The organism is Jeotgalibaca sp. MA1X17-3 (genome assembly GCF_021513155.1).
Taxonomy (GTDB): domain Bacteria; phylum Bacillota; class Bacilli; order Lactobacillales; family Aerococcaceae; genus Jeotgalibaca.
In genome coordinates, this window is sequence record NZ_CP090983.1 from 959404 (window position 1) to 978885 (window position 19482).

The following is a 19482-nucleotide window of genomic DNA, read 5'->3' on the forward strand; positions in this document are numbered from 1 at the left end:
TTAATTTAAAAAAAGAGTTTATTTACGAAAGGGGAATAACATAAATGATTATTGCGTTAGGAAATGATCATATCGTTACAGACACTAAAATTGCAGTTTCTGATTATTTAAAATCTAAAGGGCATACGATTATTGATAAAGGAACTTATGATTTTACTCGAACTCATTATCCTATTTATGGTAAACGTGTAGGAGAAGCAGTTGCAAATGGGGAAGTAGATTTAGGGATTGTTATTTGTGGTACAGGAGTAGGTATTTCTAATGGGGCTAATAAGGTTAAGGGAGTTCGTGCTGCTTTAGTAAGAGACACAGCAACTGCTTTGTATGCTAAACAAAAACTGAATGCCAATGTTATAGGTTTTGGTGGAAAAATCACGGGTGAACATCTTATTTTCTCTTGTATTGATCAATTTATTGAAGCTGAGTACGAAAAAAATAAAGAGAATGAAGTAATTGTTCAGAAGCTAATGTCATTAGAAAAGAATTATGACAAGGAAAATATTGAGGATAAATTTGATGGGTTTTTAAAGCAATGGGAAGTTGGTGCTTATCAGGATTAATGAATTTAATGAAACTAATAAAAGAACCTATCTTTTCACATTATAATTGTGAAAAGATAGGTTCTTTTGTGATACAGTTTATTTGGTTGTTATAATATTTTTTCGATATCTAATCTAATATTTTCAGGAGAAGTAGTTGGTGCAAAACGATCGACTACGTTTCCTTCACGATCGACAAGAAATTTCGTGTAATTCCATTTAATAAACTTATTACCAGTTTCTGAAACCAAATATTTATACAAATCACTGGCATCGGAACCGTTTACTTTTATTTTATCAAATAGTGGAAATGTAACCCCATAGTTTAAGCTACACTCATTCTTAATTTCCATTCCATCTAACGGTTCTTGTCCCATAAACTGATTACTAGGGAAACCGAGTACGTTGAACCCCTTATCTTTAAACTCTTCCTGTAGTTTTTCTAGTCCTTTTAGTTGACCAACCAGACCGCATTTTGTTGCTGTATTAACAATTAAAAGTACATCCCCACGGTATTGATCTAAGCTTTGAGAATTATTTTCTAAGTCTTGTACTGTAAAATCGAAGACACTCATTTGTAGTTCCTCCCTTCACTATAGTTCTAATTTTACCTTACTTTAAAGTAAAGGTATAATGGTTTGCCTATAAGTAAAAAACAAGATTTACTATTATTGTGAATGAAAACTCAATAATACAGTTTATTTAGCTGTTTTATACTGACAAGTATACTAATTTGAGTTATGATAGAGGAGAAGTAAATACCTTAGGGAGTGAACTGTAGTGGATATGTTTGAAAATTTAACAGAAAAGATCAAAGGGAAAGAAATTAAAATTGTTTTCCCAGAAGGAACAGAACCTCGTATTCAAGGTGCAGCTGTTCGTTTGAAGTCAGAAGGACTCGTAGAACCTCTTTTAATTGGAAATGTTGAGGAAGTTACTACAGCAGCAAAAGAACGTGGATTTAACATTAGTGATATTCAAATTTTCGACCCAGAAAATTATGACAAAATAGACGAGATGGTTGCATCATTCGTAGAACGTCGAAAAGGAAAAGCTACTGAAAGCCAAGCAAAAGAATCTTTAAAAGATGAAAACTACTTTGGTACGATGCTAGTTCATATGGGATTAGCCGATGGATTAGTAAGTGGAGCGGTTCATTCAACAGGAGATACCGTGCGTCCAGCATTACAAATTATCAAAACAAAACCAGGTGTGAGCCGTACAAGTGGAGCTTTCATCATGATCCGCGGCCGTGAACAAGAAAAGTATCTATTTGCAGACTGTGCAATCAACATTAATCCGAATGCACAAGAATTAGCAGAGATTGCAGTAGAAAGTGCGAAAACAGCAGAAATGTTTGGGATTGAACCAAATGTAGCTCTATTGAGCTTTTCTACTAAAGGTTCCGCTTCTTCTCCTGAACAAGAAAAAGTTGCAGAAGCAGCAAAGATTGCTCAAGAACTAGCACCTGAATACAACATCGACGGAGAATTACAATTTGACGCTGCATTCGTTCAAACGGTTGCAAACCAAAAAGCACCTGATTCTAATGTAGCTGGAAAAGCAACTGTATTTGTTTTCCCAGAAATCCAATCTGGAAATATCGGCTACAAAATTGCTCAACGTTTTGGAGCATTTGAAGCAGTTGGACCAATTTTACAAGGTCTAAATAAACCAATTTCTGACTTGTCACGTGGTTGTGTAGAAGAAGACGTCTATAAAACTGCAATCATTACTGCAAACCAAACGTTAGTATAATTACTCAAATAAATACTTCCTTTCCCTCCAATCGAGAAGATTTGAGAGGAAGGGAAGTTTTTTTGTTGCTCAAGGTGCACAATTAAGTTTTTATGCTTTATAATGAAACAAACAAAGGTGAAGGAGGTTTAAAATGACATTCACCATCGAAACAAATCAAGAAACAGAAACAATTGCATTAGCAGAAATAGTTGGAAGATTAGTAGAACAAAAAGATCTTATTTTATTAGAAGGCGAATTAGGTGCTGGAAAGACAACTTTTACAAAGGGCCTTGCGAAAGGACTGAATATTGAACATGTGATTAAAAGTCCTACCTATACATTGATTCGTGAATATACAAAAGGAAGAATGCCTTTATATCACATGGATGTTTACCGCTTGGAAGAAGGTGGTGGTGATGGATTGGGGTTAGAGGAATATTTCTATGGAAATGGCCTTACTGTAATAGAATGGGCTACTTTTATTGAAGAAGAATTACCTGATGAGTTTTTGAAAATCATACTTGTTCCCAATCATCATTCACTTGGAAAACGTACGATTACATTTATTCCGCAAGGTCAACGTTATAAAGAACTATTGAAAACTATTGAAAAAGAATGGCTAGCTGAATAAAAAGGAGAAAAAAATTGAAAAAAGAAAAGATAGAAATCATGATTCGAGAAGCAATACCATCCGATGCCAAAGAGATTTTAGAGTTTAGTGCACAATCAGGTTCGGAAACTCCATTTTTAATATACGGAGAAGAGGGATTAGATCTATCAGAGTCTTTTGAAACCATGTATTTAGAAGGGTTACTCGAAAAAGATAATGAAGTAATGCTTATTGCCACGATTAATAACAAAGAATTGATTGGTATTGCATCGGTAGGATCCAGTCATAAAGAGAAAATTCGTCATGTAGGTGAAGTAGGGATTACGGTTTCGGAGGAATTTTGGGGATTTGGAATCGGTACAGTTTTAATGGAAGAAATAGAAATATGGGCAAAAGAAAGTAAAGTCATTCGCCGTTTAGAGTTAACTGTACACGCAGATAATGAACGTGCAATTCATTTATATGAAAAAATGGGATATAAAAAAGAAGGTACGTTAGCTAGAGCAATGCAAATTGATAGTGTGTTTTATGATGGAGTAATCATGAGTTTGTTGATCGATTAATTTTAAAAATAAAAAAAGATGTGTATTCTTAATACTAATGGAGAATACACATCTTTTTTTATTAAATAGAAATAGTAAGCGAAACTGGGCAATGATCGCTTCCTAAAAAATCATCGTGAATATCTGCAGAAAGTAGTTGGTCTTTCAATGCTTTAGAAACAAGAAAATAATCAATTCTCCAACCAGCATTATTTTTTCTAGCATTAAATCGATAACTCCACCAAGAATACTTCCCTGTTACCGCTGGGTAATAGTATCGGAATGTATCAACGAATCCGTATTCCAAGAGAGATGAAAATTTCTCTCTTTCCTGGTCTGAAAAGCCAGGATTTTTGTGATTATTCTGAGGGTTTTTTAAATCAATCTCTGTGTGAGCGACATTTAAATCTCCACAAACAATTACTGGTTTATCTTCTTCTAGTGTTTTTAAATAATCTCGGAAGGCATCTTCCCAGTTCATTCGATAATCTACTCTGGCTAATTTTGGTTGAGAATTTGGTGTATACACATTAACTAACCAAAAGTTTTCATACTCTAAAGTTAAAACTCTACCTTCTTGATCATGTTCTTCTATTCCCATCCCTTTTCGAACGGACAAAGGAGTATGTTTTGTAAAAATAGCAGTTCCTGAGTATCCTTTTTTTACTGCATAATTCCAATAAGAGGTATAGCCAGGAAATTCTAAATCAATCTGACCTTCTTGAAGTTTAGTTTCTTGTAAACAAAAGAAATCAGCATCAAATGTTACAAAATCTTCCAAAAAATTCTTCTTAACAATGGCACGTAATCCATTTACATTCCAAGAAACAAATTTTAGACTCACTAAAAAAACTCCTTTTCTATAATAGAATTTGAATAGTATAAAAGGCAAACAAGATAAATATGACGATATTTAAAGAAGTCAAACCCCATTTAAAACGTGGATCGATTACATTTAAACTGAATATAATTGCAACAATCGGGAAAAAAAGTGCCAAAAATAATGAAACATTTGTAATGGATCCTGGCTGACGAGTTGCAAATAAATATGCAGGATATAATAAACTGAGTACTGTAAAAACCACTGCATCTTTTAGTTTTTTATCTCTCAAACGATATTCCTCCTTCATTATTTGTCTCTTTATTCTTTATTATTTTAGCATAATATTAAAAAAAGAACGTTCACATGGCTTTTTGGTAAGAAAAATTCAAAGAAGAGGACGGCATCCTTTAAAATAACGTATGATACGTGTATAATATGCTACAATAACATTCATCCAAGTTAAATGACTTTTAAAGTTAAATTACATTAGTTTATTCATAAAAAAGTTGAAAAACTCCTTTTTTTATGAATAGAATTGGGTGATCACATTAAAACAACTACTAATAAGATGAAAAATTATTGCGAGGGGAAAATATTGCTAGGAAAAAATTTACTTGTAGAGCAGTTGTATGAAACGTTTCCGCATATGATTATTAAAGGAGACGAGAAATTAGACGCTTATACATACACAAAAACGGGTGGTCCGGCTGATGCTTTAGTATTTCCTGTTGCAAAAGATGAAGTACAGGAAATAGTAAAATGGACATACGATCATAATGTGCCTCTAACCATCTTAGGGAATTCGAGTAATGTTATTATTCGAGATGGTGGAATTCGTGGAATTGTAATGATTTTAACGGAAATGAACGGAATGAAACTAGAAAAAAATCGCTTAATTGTACAAAGTGGCGCTAAATTAATTGATGCATCCAAACGAGCTCTTTATGAAGAACTAACAGGATTAGAATTTGCATGTGGAATCCCCGGTAGTGTTGGGGGAGCTGTTTATATGAATGCAGGTGCGTATGGTGGAGAGGTTAATGCTGTGATTGAAACAGTCGAGGTAGTCACACAACAAGGTGAACGAAAAATTTATCAAAATGAAGATTTAGAGTTTAGTTATCGACATAGTAAGATCCAAAATACAGGAGATATTGTCTTAGAAACGGTATTTATTTTGGAAAAAGGAAAGAAAGAAAAAATTTCTGCTAAAATGGAAGAACTGACTGAATTACGTACTGCTAAGCAACCACTAGAATATCCATCTTGTGGAAGTGTTTTCAAGCGTCCAGCAGGATATTTTACTGGCAAGTTAATCCAAGAAGCAGGTCTTCAAGGGAAAATGCTAGGCGGGGCACAAATTTCTATGAAACATGCTGGCTTTATTGTGAATGTGAACCGAGCTACTGCTACGGATTACATTAATTTGATTGCACATATCCAAGAAATTATATTTGATGTATATGAAGTAAAATTAGAAACTGAAGTCAGAATTATTGGTGAAGATTTATTATTTGATACAGAAAAAGCATTCATTGAAAGTATTTCATCATGAATAGAAGATACTCTTATAGAAGAACATGGCAGAGGGGGAGATCACTTGAAGAAACCACTAATTACTTTTCAAAATTTTAGTTTTACCTATTCAGATCAGCTAGATCCTGTTTTAAATGAACTGAATATTACTCTTTATAAAGGCGAAAAAATTCTAATTGTGGGTCCCAGTGGATCAGGAAAATCTACCTTTGCTAGATGTTTGTCTGGAGCTCTTCCGAATAGTGACAACCACGATTACTCCGGTTCAATCATTTATGGAGATGGGGAGTCAGAAAAATCGATTACAAATTTTTTACCCAATGAATTAGCGATTAGCATGGAAGAAAGTGCTGAGATGGTAAAGAAAAAAGATCAACAATTTGGACAAAAGCCAACCGTTCAACCATTCCAATCGTACTTGGAGCAAAAGAAACGGGCAGGAATGAAATGGTTTTTAAATAAATATCCAAGTCTATCTCAAGGTTTTGAACTGTTAAGTGACATTCAGTTTGATAAAATATCCGCTGCAGGTCTTTATTTAAATGAAACTCCCATGTTAATTTTTGATGAACCGTTAGCAAATCTAGATCCTAAATCGGGTGATTTAGTGATGAATTTTGTTGATGAGTTACATAAAAAGACGGACACTACTGTTATTTTGATTGAACATCGTTTGGAAGATGCATTAGTTTCTCCAATCGATCGTCTTTTGTTGTTTTCAGATGGGCGGATTATCGCTGATGGAAAACCATCTGATATTTTAAAAACGGATATTCTTAGTGATATTGGAATTCGCGAACCTCTCTATATTACAGCTATGCGCTATGCAGGTATCAATCTAGACGAGATTGAACATTTGGATGATGTACATAAAGTAAACGGTCCAAATCTAAAAATAGAGATGGAAAAATGGTTGTCTTATTTACCACATTTTCTTTATCCAGAAAATGAAGGGGAGCTACTGGAGCTTCAAAATGTTCAATTCAAGTATCCGTGGAACGAGGAAGACGTGATTCACGATGTGAGCCTTAAAATTAGAGAAGGCGAAATGTTGAGTATCATTGGTCCAAATCAATCAGGAAAGACGACACTAGCAAAAATTATTGCAGGGTTAGAGACTACCAAACGAGGAAAAATTTTGTGGAAAGGCCAAGATATTACCGAATTTGATCAAGAGCAAATGGAAAGCTTAGTTGGATATGTTCCTCAAGATCCAATGGAATACATTACTCAAGAATCTATCTATGAAGAAATATCTTATCGCTTAAAGAAACGAAATTTCCCTTTAGAAGAAATAAATAAAAGAGTAGAAGAAGCAATTCGTGTGTGTAGTTTACAGTATATTCGCGAGTTATCAATTTCAACATTGAGTTTTGGGCAGTTGAGAAGAGTGATGATTGCTTCAATACTGGCCTTAAGTCCTGAAATGATTATCGTGGATGAACCGGTAGCCGGTCAAGATTTCACGCGATATACAGAAATAATGAGCTTTTTACAAACCATTCATTTGCAAGGAGTTACGGTTCTATTAGTTACAAATGATATTCATTTGATGATGGAGTATACGAAACGAGCTGTTGTAATGACAAATGGCGAAATTATTGCCGACGCTAGTCCTGTTTATATTCTAGTGAGTCCTGACATTATCAAAAAAGCTTCCTTAAAAGAAACAAGCTTATACACATTTGCAAATCAAATCGGAATGAATGATCCTTTTGCATTCACAGAGAAATTTGTTCATTATGACCGAGTAGCACGATTATTTTAAAATACTTTTGTATAAAAAGCAGGAAATCCTATTGAATGGATTTTCTGCTTTTTTGATAGAAATAGACTTGTTTTTTTGTCAATATTGATTATAATAAGACGTGCATTTAAACTTAAAGATTAGTCTTACTAAACTTACGAAGAAAAAGGAGTTCATTTCCTTGGAAATTGGAAAAAAATTAAAAGATTTACGATTACAAAAAAAATTAACGCAAGAAGAATTGGGAGAGCGAACAGATTTGACCAAAGGGTATATCTCTCAATTGGAAAATAATTTAAGTTCTCCTTCTATGGAAACTTTTTTTGATATTTTAGAAGTATTAGGAACGACCCCAAAAGATTTCTTTGATAATGATCGAGTATCTCAACCAATTGTATACACGAAACAAGATGGTACTGTTTTTGAAGATCGTGAAAAAGGATATAGTATGACCTGGATGATTCCTGATTCAAATAACAAAGACTTAGAACCGATTATGTTATCATTGAATGCAAATGGCGAGTATAAACAATTTGCTCCCTCCTTATCAGAAACGTTTGGATATATATTAAATGGTACGATTGAGCTTCAGTTAGGGGAGCGAATGTACAGTATAAAAAAGGGGGAGTCCTTTTATTTTGAAGCAACTGAGTCACATCAAATACGAAATACCTCAGTGAGACCAGCAAAATTACTGCTAGTAGTGACAGATTCTTATCTATAATTTATAAAGAGAAGGTGTATGAATATGACGAATAAAAATATTATTACGATGGAAAATGTCTATAAAAAGTACGATGAACAGACCGTTTTACATGATATTAATTTTGAAATAGAAAAAGGAAAATTTTATACCTTATTAGGTCCATCAGGTTGCGGGAAAACAACGATTCTTCGTCTCATAGCAGGATTTACCGATGCTAGTTCTGGAGTAATAAAAATGAATCAACAAGTTGTTAATGGTATGCCAGCTAATAAACGAAAAGTAAATACGGTTTTCCAAGACTATGCTTTATTTCCCCATATGAATGTATACGAAAATATTGCGTTTGGATTAACTTTGAAAAAAATGGCAAAAGAAGAGATCAAAAAAAGGTAAACGATGCATTAAAAATGGTACAACTTTCTGGCTATGGTGAGCGTGAAATTAGTGAAATGTCAGGTGGACAGCAACAACGAGTAGCAATTGCTCGGGCTATTGTGAATGAACCGGATATCTTATTACTAGATGAACCATTATCAGCATTGGATTTAAAATTACGAACGAATATGCAATATGAATTAAGAGAATTGCAACAACGGTTGGGAATTACTTTTATTTTTGTTACTCATGATCAAGAAGAGGCATTAGCGATGAGTGATTGGATTTTTGTAATGAATAAAGGAGATATTGTTCAAAGTGGGTCTCCCGTTGATATTTATGATGAGCCTATTAATCGTTTTGTTGCAGATTTTATCGGAGAAAGTAATATTGTTTCCGGAACAATGATTGAAGACTACAAAGTTCGTTTTGTCGGAAAAGATTTTGAATGTGCCGATGCCGGGATTACTCCTAGAGAACGAGTAGAAGTAGTTCTTCGTCCGGAAGACTTAGAATTGACAAGTGTAGACAAAGGGAAATTGGTCATAAAAGTAGATACGCAATTATTTCGTGGAGTTCATTATGAAATTATCGGATACGATAAAGACGGGAATGAATGGATGATTCATTCAACCAAAAAAGCAACTATTGGAGAAGAAGTTGGACTATATTTCGAGCCATACGCGATCCATGTCATGCGTTTGGGAGAAACGGAAGAAGAATTTGATGCACGTTTGGAAAGCTATGAAGATGAATAAGGAGGGACGTTCATGACAAAACAATCTAGATATTGGTTTTCAGCACCATATGTATTATGGTTGGGCTTGTTTGTGATTGCACCGATTCTCTTAATTCTTTATCAATCATTTTTTGATATTGCAGGGAATTTTACACTCGACAACTATGTAGCATACTTTACTTCATTCAACTATTTATCCATGACTCTGAATTCTTTTCTATATGCCTTTTTAATTACCTTAACAACTTTTTTAATTAGTTATCCTACGGCATTATTTTTAAGTAGAACAAAAAATAAACAATTATGGCTATCTCTTATTATTTTACCAACTTGGATTAATCTATTATTAAAGGCATATGCTTTTATTGGGTTATTTAGTCAAAGTGGTACTGTTAATCATTTCTTAGGCTTTCTAGGAATCGCTCCCCAACAAATCTTGTTTACTGATTTTAGTTTTATTTTTGTAGCAGCTTATATTGAGCTTCCCTTTATGATTTTGCCTATTTTTAATTCCATTGAGGAAATTAATCCTTCCTTAACGATGGCTAGTTATGATTTAGGAGCAACTCAATGGGAAACGATTAAAAAAGTAATTTTCCCTTTAAGTATGAGTGGAGTTCGTAGTGGCTTTCAAGCTGTATTTATTCCTTCTTTATCTTTGTTTATGTTAACTAGACTGATCGGGGGAAATCGTGTAATTACATTAGGTACTGCGGTTGAACAACATTTTCTTGTTACCCAAAATTGGGGAATGGGTTCTACCATTGGAGTCATTTTGATTATTGCCATGCTACTCATTATGAAGCTAACCGGTGAAAAGAAAGCGAGGAAAAAAGTATGAAAATAAATAAAAATTCCAAATGGAATAATCTATTTTTGACAATCGTTTTCCTTGTTTTGTATATCCCTATTTTTTACTTAATTTTTTATTCATTCAATGCAGGTGGAACGATGAATGAATTTACTGGTTTTACTTGGGAACACTATCAAGCTGTATTTGAAGATACACGTTTGATTGGGATTGTTTTGAATACCCTATTAGTAGCTTTATTATCTGCCTTAATTGCTACGATAATTGGAACGTTTGGAGCTATTTATATTTATTATTCCAAAAAACATAGAACCAGACAAACCCTTTTAAGCTTGAATAATATTTTAATGGTTTCTCCGGATGTTATTATTGGTGCTAGCTTACTTATTCTTTTTACAATAGTAGGCTTCAGCCTAGGCTTTGCGTCTGTATTATTAAGTCATATTGCCTTTTCGATTCCGATTGTTGTATTAATGGTTTTACCAAAACTTCATGAAATGAAAGACTCTATGATTAATGCAGCTCAAGATTTAGGAGCAAATTCTTGGCAAGTGATTTCACGAATACTTTTACCAAGCATTACTCCGGGTATATTAAGTGGCTTTTTTATGGCTTTTACGTATTCATTAGATGATTTTGCAGTTACTTTTTTTGTAACGGGAAATGGATTCAGCACACTAGCAGTCGAAATTTATTCACGTGCTCGTCGAGGTGTTAGTCTTGAAATTAATGCATTGAGCGCGTTGATGTTTCTGTTCACATTGTTATTAGTTTTGGGTAACTATTTTATTCAAACCTATAATCAAAAGAGACGGGATCAAAAAATAAAAGCAATAGGCTATGAGCAAGGTGAGGTGTTGAATGGATGAAACGACTTACGATTGTAATGACTTCTATATTGGTCGTGTGTGTAGGCTTAGTTTTTGGTATTCAATACTTAAATAGAACGCAAGGATTTACAGGTGACAATACGTTAACCATTTATAATTGGGGAGATTATATTGCACCAGAATTATTAGAAAAATTCGAAGATGAAACAAATTATAAAATATCTTATGAAACCTTTGACTCCAATGAAGCCATGTACACAAAAATCAATCAAGGTGGTACAGCTTATGATTTAACAATTCCTTCTGAATATATGATTGAACGGATGAGAGATGAAGGAATGTTACAGGAGCTTGATCTTTCCAGAGTGAATGGATTGGAACACATCGACTCTCGATTTTTGGACCAAGCGTTTGATAAAGGAAATCGTTACTCCATTCCTTATTTCTGGGGAACTTTAGGAATTGTTTATAATGATAAATTTATTGAAAAAGAACCTTCAACTTGGAATGATTTATGGAATCCTGATTATAAAAATAGTTTGATGTTAATTGACGGAGCTAGGGAAATCATGGGGATTGGCCTTCAAAGTGAGGGCTATTCTTTAAATGAGGAAAATCCTGAAATCCTTACTAGGATTACAGAGAAACTGAAGCAGATGACTCCGAACGTAAAAGCGATTGTTGCTGATGAAATAAAAATGTATATGATTCAAGAAGAAGCTGCAATGGCGGTTACTTTTTCTGGAGAAGCTAGCGAAATGTTAGACGAAAATGAACATCTACACTATGTGATTCCTGATGAAGGAACGAATATATGGTTTGATAATGTAGTTATTCCAAAAACAGCTCGCAATATAGATGGAGCTTATGCTTTTATAAATTTCCTATTGGACCCTGAAAATGCAGCAATTAATGCTGAATATGTTGGTTACTCCACACCAAATGCAGATGCTATTGAACGATTAGATTCTGAGATTACAGAAGATGAACAGTTCTATCCATCTGACGAAGAGATTGCTAATATGGAAGTATATGAAAATTTAGGACCAGAATTATTAGGGATTTATAATGATTTATTCTTAGAAGTTAAAATGTTTCGTAAATAATATTTGATTACAGAAAGGAGTGTGGAAGATGTACGAATTAAAGACAAAAGAAACGGATGAGAATGTTATGGATTTCATCGAAAAAGTCGAAAGTGTGAAGAAACGAGAAGATGCGTATCAATTAATAGATATCTTCACTGAAGTGACGGGATTAGAAGCAAAAATGTGGGGACCAAGCATTATTGGATTTGGAAAATATCATTATAAGTATAAATCGAGACATGAAGGTGATGCACCTTTAGTTGGTTTTTCGCCACGGAAAGCGAAGATCAGTTTGTATTTAGCTGTAGGCGACGAAAGTAGAGAAGATATACTTAAAGATTTTGGTAAACATACTACTGGAAAAGCTTGTGTATACGTCAATAAGTTAGCGGACATTGATATTTTGGTTCTAAAAAAATTAATTCGAGAGTCTGTAAAATTTACACAGAAAAACTATCCAGAATAAATAAAAAATAGTGCGAAAACTTCCGTAGAGTTTTCGCACTATTTTTATTTATTCATTGATTGAAAATCCATCTTCGTTTACATTTAATTCTGTACCGAAAATTTTCATTTTTAACCGAACGCCTTCTCGAGTAGCAGCTAAGCCACCCAAACCTGTTTCTCGCAAAGAGGGAGGTAAACTTTTTCCAATGCGATAAAGGGCATCGATCACATCATCCGCAGGAATCTTATTGGTAAGTCCTGCTAAAGCCATATCTGCAGAAATTAAGCCATTCACAGCTCCAATCGCATTGCGCTTCACACATGGAATTTCAACTAATCCAGCAACCGGATCACAAACTAATCCTAGTAGATTACTTATGGCCATCGCCATTGCTTCTGCACATTGGTCAGGAGTACCTCCTGCAATCTCTACAGCAGCCGCTGCTGCCATTCCAGAAGCACTTCCGACTTCTGCTTGGCAACCTCCTGCAGCACCAGAGATCATTGCATTATTAGCAATGACCATGCCAAATCCACTAGCACAAAAAAGCATTTGAATCATTTGGTCTTCTGTTAAGGCTAATTTATCTTTAATACCAAACATTACGCCGGGAAGGGTTCCCGATGACCCAGCAGTAGGGGTTGCACAAATAATTCCTAAAGATGCGTTTACTTCATTAGTTGCAATCGCGCTTTCAACAGCAATTAAGAGGTCATCACCGGAGAGTGAAGTTCCTTTTTTACGATAGTTTCGTAATTTTACTGCTTCACCACCGGTAAGTCCCGTTGGTGAAAACACTCCCTCATCGGTTAATCCTTTTTCAACTGCTTCTTTCATTACACGATAATTTTTGCGCATCTGCTCCCAGATATCTTCCCGACTTCGATGTGTTTTTTCCATTTCTTGACGGACCATCAATTCGGAAATAGGAACCTGCTTTTGTTCAGCATCTAACACGAGTTCTTTTACAAGTTGATACATAATGATATGTTCTCCTATCTAATCAAGATTGCTTGTTCGACGAATAATAATTGGTTAATCTCTTCCATCATTTCTTGTGAAGGAGAAGTCTCCAAGTAAAGGACAATCCACTCGGAACTTTGCTCACGGAATATTCGTATATCAGAAAGATGATAGTTTTTCTGACTGAAAAACAAATTCCAGTCATCCATAGAATATAAATTTTGATGAAAAATGTTTTGCTTAATAAAGAAAAGAGGCAAATTTCCATTAATAGTCATTTTGAAATCCTCTAATTCAACCTCATTCAGCTGAATAGAACCTCCTCCAATAGAGCAACCTGTAACTACGATTTGAAGGTCATCTCTTTCTAAAATCATTTTTGCGGTATTTGGATGACCAATGGGAGATTCACCTTTTTCTTCAATAAAGGAAACTTCAATATTTTGAGATCGTGCCATTTCAATAGATTTTGGAAGTAAAGGATCATCGGCAGCTAACCCTAAAATCCCACCTAATATCGCAAAATCTGTTCCATGTCCTAAATGCGTATCTGCAAAAGATTCATAGTAATGGATGATTATTTTTTTGGGTATATGCGTAAATAATTGAGCAGCAGCTTTTCCTAAAGATAATGCCCCTGCAGTGTGGGAACTGGAAGGACCAACCATAATCGGTCCAATGATATCAAACACACTGTGATACGTATTAGCCATCCAAACCTCACCTTACTTTCCTATTCTAACTGTTTATTTTACTTTCCATCCGCTATTATAACTCAAAAGTATTAGGCATAGATGAAAAGAAGGGGAGGAAATGATTTTCTCATAAAGATTTCATTTACAGTCTCTCTAAAAAACCAACGCTTATGATATAATGAACATATCGAAAATGAGTAAAAGGATTAGGTGAAATGATGAATTTAAAAAAAATGGTAGGGATAAAAGCAGCAGAATATATCAAAAATGATATGATTGTTGGGTTGGGAACCGGATCAACTGCTTATTTTTTTGTAGAAGAATTAGGTCGTCTGATCAATGAAGAAGGATTAAGAATTATAGGAGTGACTACTTCAGATCGTACGCAAGAACAAGCTCTTGCTTTGGGGATTCCATTAAAAAGTGTAGATGAAGTAGCACAAATTGACCTTACTGTAGATGGGGCAGATGAAATTAGCAACGATTTCCAAGGAATAAAAGGTGGTGGTGCTGCACATCTTTATGAAAAAATAGTCGCAAATCATTCCAAAAAAGTTGTTTGGATTGTAGATCAATCAAAAATGGTGGAGCAATTGGGGGCATTTCCTTTACCTCTTGAGGTCATTAAATATGGTTCCCAACAAGTATTCCGTATATTAGAAGAAAAAGGGTACAAACCAACCTTCCGTAAACAAGCAGACGGAACGAATTATTTAACCGATGAGAATAACTATATTATTGATTTACATTTGGGAGTTATTGAAAATCCTCATGCACTAGCTGAAGAACTAGATCGAATGACGGGTATTGTGGAGCATGGACTTTTCTTGAATCGTGTTCAAACCGTCTTAATTGGTTCAGAAAAAGGAGTAGAAGTAAGAGAATCTACATTTTAAAAACATTTACTTTATTTTAAAATCAGAAAGGGATGATTGATCAATGAGAATGGTAGAACTAATTAAGAAAAAACAAGAAAAGAAAGAACTTACGAAAAATGAGATTCAATATATTATGGAAGGGTACACGAACGATGAGATTCCAGATTATCAAGTCAGTGCTTGGGCAATGGCTGTTTATTTTAATGATATGACGGATCATGAACGTATGGCGCTAACAGTAGCGATTGCTGAATCGGGTGATCAAATTGATCTTTCAAAAATAGAAGGAATCAAGGTAGATAAACATTCTACTGGCGGAGTGGGAGATACGACTACTCTTATCTTAGCTCCATTAGTTGCAAGTGTGGGTGTTCCAGTTGCAAAAATGAGTGGTAGAGGCTTAGGTCATACAGGTGGAACGATTGATAAATTAGAAGCGATCCCTGGTTTTCACATTGAAATGGATCAAGAAGAGTTTATTGATTTAGTAAATCGTCATAAGATTGCTGTTATTGGACAATCGGGAAATCTTTGTCCTGCTGATAAAAAATTGTATGCATTACGTGATGTGACGAGTACAGTCGATTCATTACCGTTGATTGCTAGTTCTATTATGAGTAAAAAAATTGCTTCTGGTGCAGATGCAATTGTCTTGGATGTGAAGGTAGGCGCAGGTGCCTTTATGAAAACAACTGAAAAAGCAGAAGAACTAGCTCATGCAATGGTGACCATTGGAAAACTAGCAGGTAGAAATACAATGGCTATTATTTCTGATATGAATCAACCATTGGGAATTGCAGTAGGAAATGCTTTGGAAGTTGAAGAAGCTATCGAAACATTGAAGGGAAGAGGACCTTCTGACTTAGAGGAATTATGCTTGGAGTTAGGTGCACAAATGGTTTATCTTGGCGGAAAAGCAGAAAGTATTTCTCAAGCAAAAACAATGTTGAAAGAAAAGTTACATAGCGGAGAAGCTTTGGAAAAGTTCAAAGAATTCATTGAAAATCAAGGTGGAGACTCACGAGTGATTGATGACTACCAGCGATTACCACAAGCAAAATTCCAAAAGAATATACAAGCTGAGGAAGATGGCTTTGTAACAGAAATTATTGCTGATTTAATTGGAAGAGCTGCAATGGAGCTAGGGGCCGGACGTGCAACTAAAGAATCGAAGATTGATTTGGCTGCAGGCTTAAAAGTATTGAAAAAAGTTGGAGATCCTGTTAGTAAAGGAGATGTATTAGTTACGTTGTATGCTAACACAGAAAAATTTGAACAATCTGAAAAGATGGTTCGAGAAGCATATTCAATTGGTAAAGAACAAATACATCTAACACTCATTCATGAAACAATAACTGATTAAAATAAGCTACTTGCCATTCGTAAGAAAAACGAATGGTAAGTAGCTTTTTTAATGGAAGATTATTCTCTAAATGAAATTTTTATAATAGATTCACTAACGGCTAAAAATTCATCAATTAAATCATTGCGATTAAAAGAAGGAGGAATAAAAACATCATAGGTTACATGATACGTATAACCATCAGCTGTGCGTTCCATTTTAAAATCCTCACCACTCGTTTTTAAATAATTTTCCTTAAAAAGCTTATTGAAAGATTGGATGGCGTCTCTATTTTGAAGAACGATATCCAGTTTGAATATTTCATGAGTACGAACGATTTTCTTTAAAGCATAAAGTACAAGAAGCATAATCAAACAAGCCAAAACAGAAAGAAAGTAATATCCATATCCTACAGCAATACCTAGACCAGCAACCGCCCAAATAGTGGCAGCAGTTGTTAATCCCATTACCATATCGGATTTGGTAATGAGAATCGCTCCAGCACCAAGAAAACCAACTCCACTAACGATTTGAGCAGGAATTCTAGCAAAATCAGTTGTTAAAATGGGTTGTAAATCAGGATTATCTAAACTAAGACGCATGATAAAAAAGGAAACTTCCATTTGGATGATGGTTAAAATACAAGAAGCAAGACAAACTAACATATTTGTTCGTAAACCAGCTGCTTGATGTGTACTTTCACGTTCGAAACCAATGGCACTTCCAATAAGGGCAGCAATTAATAAGCGAAAAGTAATTTCTAAATAATCTAAATCATACATCCTTTTCTCCTCCAATGCTTTGTTGCTTTCATTTTAGCTAATAACCAGTCAAAAGTACAAGAATAGCATATACAAATTGTAAATCTATGCTAGAATATTGATTACGATTTAAAAATGATAGGAGGCAATTACATAATGAAAAAAGAAGAATGGCTGGAAGGTGTGAAAACAACTCTACCGATTTGTATCAGCTATTTTCCAATCGGAATTGCCTGTGGAATTGTTATGCAACAATCCGGTTTTGGTGCTTTCGCTGTACTCTTGACGAGTATTTTACTTTATGGGGGAGCGTCTCAATTCATGATAGCTGGAATGATGTTGAGTGGAGCTGGACTTCTCGAAATTTTATTTATGGTATTTTTTATTAATTTAAGACATCTACTAATGAGTTCTAGCTTAGCAAGTAGAGTGAAAGATGAATCATCTTTGTTTCATTTTGTATTTGCACAAACGATTACCGATGAATCATTTGGTATCAACACCATACATTTTAGAAACCATTCGGATTGGACCCCCAATAAAGCCTTGGCGGCTGGAACACTACCTTATCTAACGTGGGTTATTAGTACATTCATTGGTGCAATAGCAGGAAATACGTTAGAAGTATCTACTCTGGTAATGAACTATATGTTAACAGCCATGTTCATTTATTTATTAGTAACCCAAATAGAGAATCGAATTATTTTATGGACAGCTATTTCTGCTATTATTTTTGCCATTATTTTCATGCTTCTCCTACAAAATACGATTTCTATTTTGATTGCTTCTGTTCTCGCTTCTCTGTTTGGTTTGTATTTAGAAACATTAAAAGAAAAGAAAAGAGGACGTATCTATGAAAACTAGTTTATTACTATTTATTGTAGCAGCTGGCACTTTAACCTATCTGCCACGTTTACTTCCTCTTCTTGTTTTAAAGAATGCACGGATGCCAGTATGGTTTGGAAAACTAATGTTTTATTTACCAATTTCTATTTTTGCATCTTTAATCGCAACGGATATTTTTTTCTGGAATGGAAATTTCGAACTGAATATTATAGAAAATATAAAGCTGATTCCTTCTGTTTTAACGATGATTGTTGCCTACAAAAATAAAAATATGATTTTTTCGATTCTAATGGGAATGGTATCCATTAGTTTACTAGTATGGTTATTATAAACCAATAAAAAAAGAGGTAAGGGAAAAAATCCCTTACCTCTTTTTTCTATAAATAATGATTGGAACGAATAGCGAAGGTACGGTAATCAATTCCACGCATCTCGCACCAATCGATGATATCTCTTTGGAATATCAAATCCGTTTCTTTTAATTCGAGGACACTTTTTTTACCTAAAAGAGTCATAATCGAAATCATTTTTTCTTTCCAAGCTTGAATCGTTTCGATTGTTTTCTCTGGTCCATCTTCTACAACCATATGCAAAAATTGTCCCGATAAACCAACTGCTTCGGCTCCTAAACTGAGTGCTTTAATAATATCAAAAGGAGTTTTTATACCACCAGATGCAAGGACGTGAACTTGGTTAGATAGTTCAGTAGCTTCTAGTAAAGAAACAACCGTAGATTGTCCCCAATTTTCTAAATCGTCATAAGAGAAAGTAGTACGGCGAGCATTTTCGATAGCCGCAAAATTAGTTCCACCTTTTCCAGATACATCAACAGATGTAACCCCGACTTGAATAAGTTGTTCGATCGTTTCTCGACTCATTCCAAAGCCAACTTCTTTGACTAGAACAGGAACACCCACATTTTGAACCATTTTTTCAATTTGAGAAAGCCACATTGAAAAGTCACGATCTCCTTCAGGCATAACTAATTCTTGTGGTGCATTAATATGAATTTGAAGCCCATTTGCATCCAAGATATCCACCGCACGTTTCGCGTTTTCCCAAGAATGATGAGCTCCAATGTTAGCCATAACAAAACCATCTGGATTAACATTGCGAATAACTTTAAAACTATCTTCTAAATCCGGATTTTTGATGGCCGCACTTAAGGACCCCGAAGCCATTGCCAATCCACATTCTTTTGCAACGATAGCTAATTTTTCATTAATTATTTTTGTTTTTTTACTTCCACCGGTCATTCCATTTATGTAAAAAGGAAGTTCCATCTTATGACCCAAAAGGGTAGTCTGTAAAGAAACATCTTGCGTACTTATTTGTGGGAATGAATGATGAATGAAGCGAACTTTTTGAAAATCAGATTCACTGCTCTGGTTATACTGTGCTTGAGCAAGTTCTACATGCTGATCTTTTCGATTAGAATCAATATTCATGAAAGACTTCCTTTC

22 protein-coding genes and 1 pseudogene are annotated in these 19482 nt (G+C 34.5%); 16 read left to right on the forward strand and 7 right to left on the reverse strand.

Features of this window, described 5'->3' with window-relative positions:
• Window positions 1-44: 44 nt before the first annotated feature.
• On the forward strand, window positions 45-560 hold the full coding sequence (lacB, locus tag LZ578_RS04760) for a galactose-6-phosphate isomerase subunit LacB (RefSeq protein ID WP_235146168.1): 516 nt from the start codon (window positions 45-47) through the stop codon (window positions 558-560).
• Window positions 561-649: 89 nt separating this feature from the next.
• Here lacB and LZ578_RS04765 read toward each other — a convergent pair whose 3' ends face one another.
• Window positions 650-1114, reverse strand: a complete 465-nt coding sequence (locus tag LZ578_RS04765) for a glutathione peroxidase (protein WP_235146169.1) — start codon at window positions 1112-1114, stop codon at window positions 650-652.
• 205 nt (window positions 1115-1319) lie between these two features.
• Between LZ578_RS04765 and pta the strand changes: the two genes are divergently transcribed.
• The 3 genes from pta (at window position 1320) to LZ578_RS04780 (ending at window position 3452) form a co-directional block, all read left to right on the forward strand.
• Window positions 1320-2297: a phosphate acetyltransferase gene (pta, locus tag LZ578_RS04770; protein WP_235146170.1), complete on the forward strand. Its 978-nt coding sequence runs from the start codon at window positions 1320-1322 to the stop codon at window positions 2295-2297.
• Window positions 2298-2430: 133 nt separating this feature from the next.
• Complete coding sequence (gene tsaE, locus LZ578_RS04775) at window positions 2431-2910, forward strand: tRNA (adenosine(37)-N6)-threonylcarbamoyltransferase complex ATPase subunit type 1 TsaE (RefSeq protein ID WP_235146171.1); 480 nt, start codon at window positions 2431-2433, stop codon at window positions 2908-2910.
• A gap of 14 nt (window positions 2911-2924) precedes the next feature.
• On the forward strand, window positions 2925-3452 hold the full coding sequence (locus tag LZ578_RS04780; RefSeq protein ID WP_235146172.1) for a GNAT family N-acetyltransferase: 528 nt from the start codon (window positions 2925-2927) through the stop codon (window positions 3450-3452).
• Between the two features lie 61 nt (window positions 3453-3513).
• Here the strand turns inward: LZ578_RS04780 and LZ578_RS04785 are convergent, their stop codons facing one another.
• Both LZ578_RS04785 and LZ578_RS04790 read right to left on the reverse strand, forming a co-directional pair.
• Complete coding sequence (locus tag LZ578_RS04785) at window positions 3514-4275, reverse strand: exodeoxyribonuclease III (protein WP_235146173.1); 762 nt, start codon at window positions 4273-4275, stop codon at window positions 3514-3516.
• Between the two features lie 16 nt (window positions 4276-4291).
• Window positions 4292-4543, reverse strand: coding sequence for a hypothetical protein (locus LZ578_RS04790; protein ID WP_235146174.1), 252 nt, complete (start codon window positions 4541-4543; stop codon window positions 4292-4294).
• A gap of 357 nt (window positions 4544-4900) precedes the next feature.
• Here LZ578_RS04790 and murB point away from each other — a divergent pair, with 357 nt between their 5' ends.
• The 8 genes and pseudogenes from murB (at window position 4901) to LZ578_RS04835 (ending at window position 12552) form a co-directional block, all read left to right on the forward strand.
• On the forward strand, window positions 4901-5809 hold the full coding sequence (murB, locus tag LZ578_RS04795; protein ID WP_235146398.1) for a UDP-N-acetylmuramate dehydrogenase: 909 nt from the start codon (window positions 4901-4903) through the stop codon (window positions 5807-5809).
• Between the two features lie 45 nt (window positions 5810-5854).
• Window positions 5855-7558: an ABC transporter ATP-binding protein gene (locus LZ578_RS04800; RefSeq protein ID WP_235146175.1), complete on the forward strand. Its 1704-nt coding sequence runs from the start codon at window positions 5855-5857 to the stop codon at window positions 7556-7558.
• A 160-nt stretch (window positions 7559-7718) separates the two neighbouring features.
• Complete coding sequence (locus LZ578_RS04805) at window positions 7719-8261, forward strand: helix-turn-helix domain-containing protein (protein WP_235146176.1); 543 nt, start codon at window positions 7719-7721, stop codon at window positions 8259-8261.
• Between the two features lie 24 nt (window positions 8262-8285).
• Window positions 8286-9376, forward strand: a pseudogene (locus LZ578_RS12460) (ABC transporter ATP-binding protein).
• A 12-nt stretch (window positions 9377-9388) separates the two neighbouring features.
• On the forward strand, window positions 9389-10198 hold the full coding sequence (locus LZ578_RS04820) for an ABC transporter permease (protein WP_235146177.1): 810 nt from the start codon (window positions 9389-9391) through the stop codon (window positions 10196-10198).
• Complete coding sequence (locus tag LZ578_RS04825) at window positions 10195-11037, forward strand: ABC transporter permease (protein ID WP_235146178.1); 843 nt, start codon at window positions 10195-10197, stop codon at window positions 11035-11037. The genes LZ578_RS04820 and LZ578_RS04825 overlap by 4 nt, the downstream gene beginning before the upstream one ends.
• Window positions 11034-12104: a PotD/PotF family extracellular solute-binding protein gene (locus LZ578_RS04830; RefSeq protein WP_235146179.1), complete on the forward strand. Its 1071-nt coding sequence runs from the start codon at window positions 11034-11036 to the stop codon at window positions 12102-12104. Before LZ578_RS04825 ends, LZ578_RS04830 begins: the two co-directional genes overlap by 4 nt.
• A 28-nt stretch (window positions 12105-12132) precedes the next feature.
• Window positions 12133-12552: a DUF1801 domain-containing protein gene (locus LZ578_RS04835; RefSeq protein WP_235146180.1), complete on the forward strand. Its 420-nt coding sequence runs from the start codon at window positions 12133-12135 to the stop codon at window positions 12550-12552.
• A gap of 48 nt (window positions 12553-12600) precedes the next feature.
• Here the strand turns inward: LZ578_RS04835 and sdaAA are convergent, their stop codons facing one another.
• Together sdaAA and LZ578_RS04845 are read right to left on the reverse strand one after the other, a co-directional pair.
• Window positions 12601-13515 (reverse strand): L-serine ammonia-lyase, iron-sulfur-dependent, subunit alpha, encoded by a 915-nt coding sequence (gene sdaAA / locus LZ578_RS04840; RefSeq protein ID WP_235146181.1) that lies wholly within the window; start codon window positions 13513-13515, stop codon window positions 12601-12603.
• Between the two features lie 14 nt (window positions 13516-13529).
• Window positions 13530-14210 carry a serine dehydratase beta chain gene (locus tag LZ578_RS04845; protein ID WP_235146182.1) on the reverse strand — a complete coding sequence of 227 codons (681 nt, stop codon included), beginning with the start codon at window positions 14208-14210 and terminating at the stop codon, window positions 13530-13532.
• Between the two features lie 200 nt (window positions 14211-14410).
• Here LZ578_RS04845 and rpiA point away from each other — a divergent pair, with 200 nt between their 5' ends.
• The gene (gene rpiA, locus LZ578_RS04850; protein WP_235146400.1) at window positions 14411-15088 is read left to right on the forward strand and encodes a ribose-5-phosphate isomerase RpiA; all 678 of its coding nucleotides are present in this window, start codon (window positions 14411-14413) and stop codon (window positions 15086-15088) included.
• Between the two features lie 43 nt (window positions 15089-15131).
• Window positions 15132-16433, forward strand: a complete 1302-nt coding sequence (locus LZ578_RS04855; protein WP_235146183.1) for a pyrimidine-nucleoside phosphorylase — start codon at window positions 15132-15134, stop codon at window positions 16431-16433.
• 59 nt (window positions 16434-16492) lie between these two features.
• Here LZ578_RS04855 and LZ578_RS04860 read toward each other — a convergent pair whose 3' ends face one another.
• Entirely contained in the window at window positions 16493-17194 is a 702-nt protein-coding gene (locus LZ578_RS04860) for an MgtC/SapB family protein (RefSeq protein ID WP_235146184.1), read from the reverse strand.
• A 135-nt stretch (window positions 17195-17329) separates the two neighbouring features.
• Between LZ578_RS04860 and LZ578_RS04865 the strand changes: the two genes are divergently transcribed.
• Together LZ578_RS04865 and LZ578_RS04870 are read left to right on the forward strand one after the other, a co-directional pair.
• Window positions 17330-18037 (forward strand): AzlC family ABC transporter permease, encoded by a 708-nt coding sequence (locus LZ578_RS04865; RefSeq protein WP_235146185.1) that lies wholly within the window; start codon window positions 17330-17332, stop codon window positions 18035-18037.
• Entirely contained in the window at window positions 18027-18350 is a 324-nt protein-coding gene (locus LZ578_RS04870) for an AzlD domain-containing protein (RefSeq protein ID WP_235146186.1), read from the forward strand. Before LZ578_RS04865 ends, LZ578_RS04870 begins: the two co-directional genes overlap by 11 nt.
• A gap of 46 nt (window positions 18351-18396) precedes the next feature.
• Here the strand turns inward: LZ578_RS04870 and fni are convergent, their stop codons facing one another.
• Window positions 18397-19467 (reverse strand): type 2 isopentenyl-diphosphate Delta-isomerase, encoded by a 1071-nt coding sequence (gene fni, locus LZ578_RS04875; RefSeq protein WP_235146187.1) that lies wholly within the window; start codon window positions 19465-19467, stop codon window positions 18397-18399.
• Window positions 19468-19482 lie beyond the last annotated feature (15 nt).

Bases quoted from the DNA above. Each gene is read 5' to 3' on its own strand.
- lacB (WP_235146168.1), top strand. From the start codon at position 45: ATGATTATTGCGTTAGGAAATGATCATATCGTTACAGACACTAAAATT.
- LZ578_RS04765 (WP_235146169.1), bottom strand. From the start codon at position 1,114: ATGAGTGTCTTCGATTTTACAGTACAAGACTTAGAAAATAATTCTCAA.
- tsaE (WP_235146171.1), top strand. From the start codon at position 2,431: ATGACATTCACCATCGAAACAAATCAAGAAACAGAAACAATTGCATTA.
- murB (WP_235146398.1), top strand. From the start codon at position 4,901: ATGATTATTAAAGGAGACGAGAAATTAGACGCTTATACATACACAAAA.
- LZ578_RS04820 (WP_235146177.1), top strand. From the start codon at position 9,389: ATGACAAAACAATCTAGATATTGGTTTTCAGCACCATATGTATTATGG.
- LZ578_RS04825 (WP_235146178.1), top strand. From the start codon at position 10,195: ATGAAAATAAATAAAAATTCCAAATGGAATAATCTATTTTTGACAATC.
- LZ578_RS04830 (WP_235146179.1), top strand. From the start codon at position 11,034: ATGAAACGACTTACGATTGTAATGACTTCTATATTGGTCGTGTGTGTA.
- LZ578_RS04835 (WP_235146180.1), top strand. From the start codon at position 12,133: ATGTACGAATTAAAGACAAAAGAAACGGATGAGAATGTTATGGATTTC.
- sdaAA (WP_235146181.1), bottom strand. From the start codon at position 13,515: ATGTATCAACTTGTAAAAGAACTCGTGTTAGATGCTGAACAAAAGCAG.
- LZ578_RS04845 (WP_235146182.1), bottom strand. From the start codon at position 14,210: ATGGCTAATACGTATCACAGTGTGTTTGATATCATTGGACCGATTATG.
- rpiA (WP_235146400.1), top strand. From the start codon at position 14,411: ATGAATTTAAAAAAAATGGTAGGGATAAAAGCAGCAGAATATATCAAA.
- LZ578_RS04855 (WP_235146183.1), top strand. From the start codon at position 15,132: ATGAGAATGGTAGAACTAATTAAGAAAAAACAAGAAAAGAAAGAACTT.
- LZ578_RS04860 (WP_235146184.1), bottom strand. From the start codon at position 17,194: ATGTATGATTTAGATTATTTAGAAATTACTTTTCGCTTATTAATTGCT.
- LZ578_RS04865 (WP_235146185.1), top strand. From the start codon at position 17,330: ATGAAAAAAGAAGAATGGCTGGAAGGTGTGAAAACAACTCTACCGATT.
- LZ578_RS04870 (WP_235146186.1), top strand. From the start codon at position 18,027: ATGAAAACTAGTTTATTACTATTTATTGTAGCAGCTGGCACTTTAACC.
- fni (WP_235146187.1), bottom strand. From the start codon at position 19,467: ATGAATATTGATTCTAATCGAAAAGATCAGCATGTAGAACTTGCTCAA.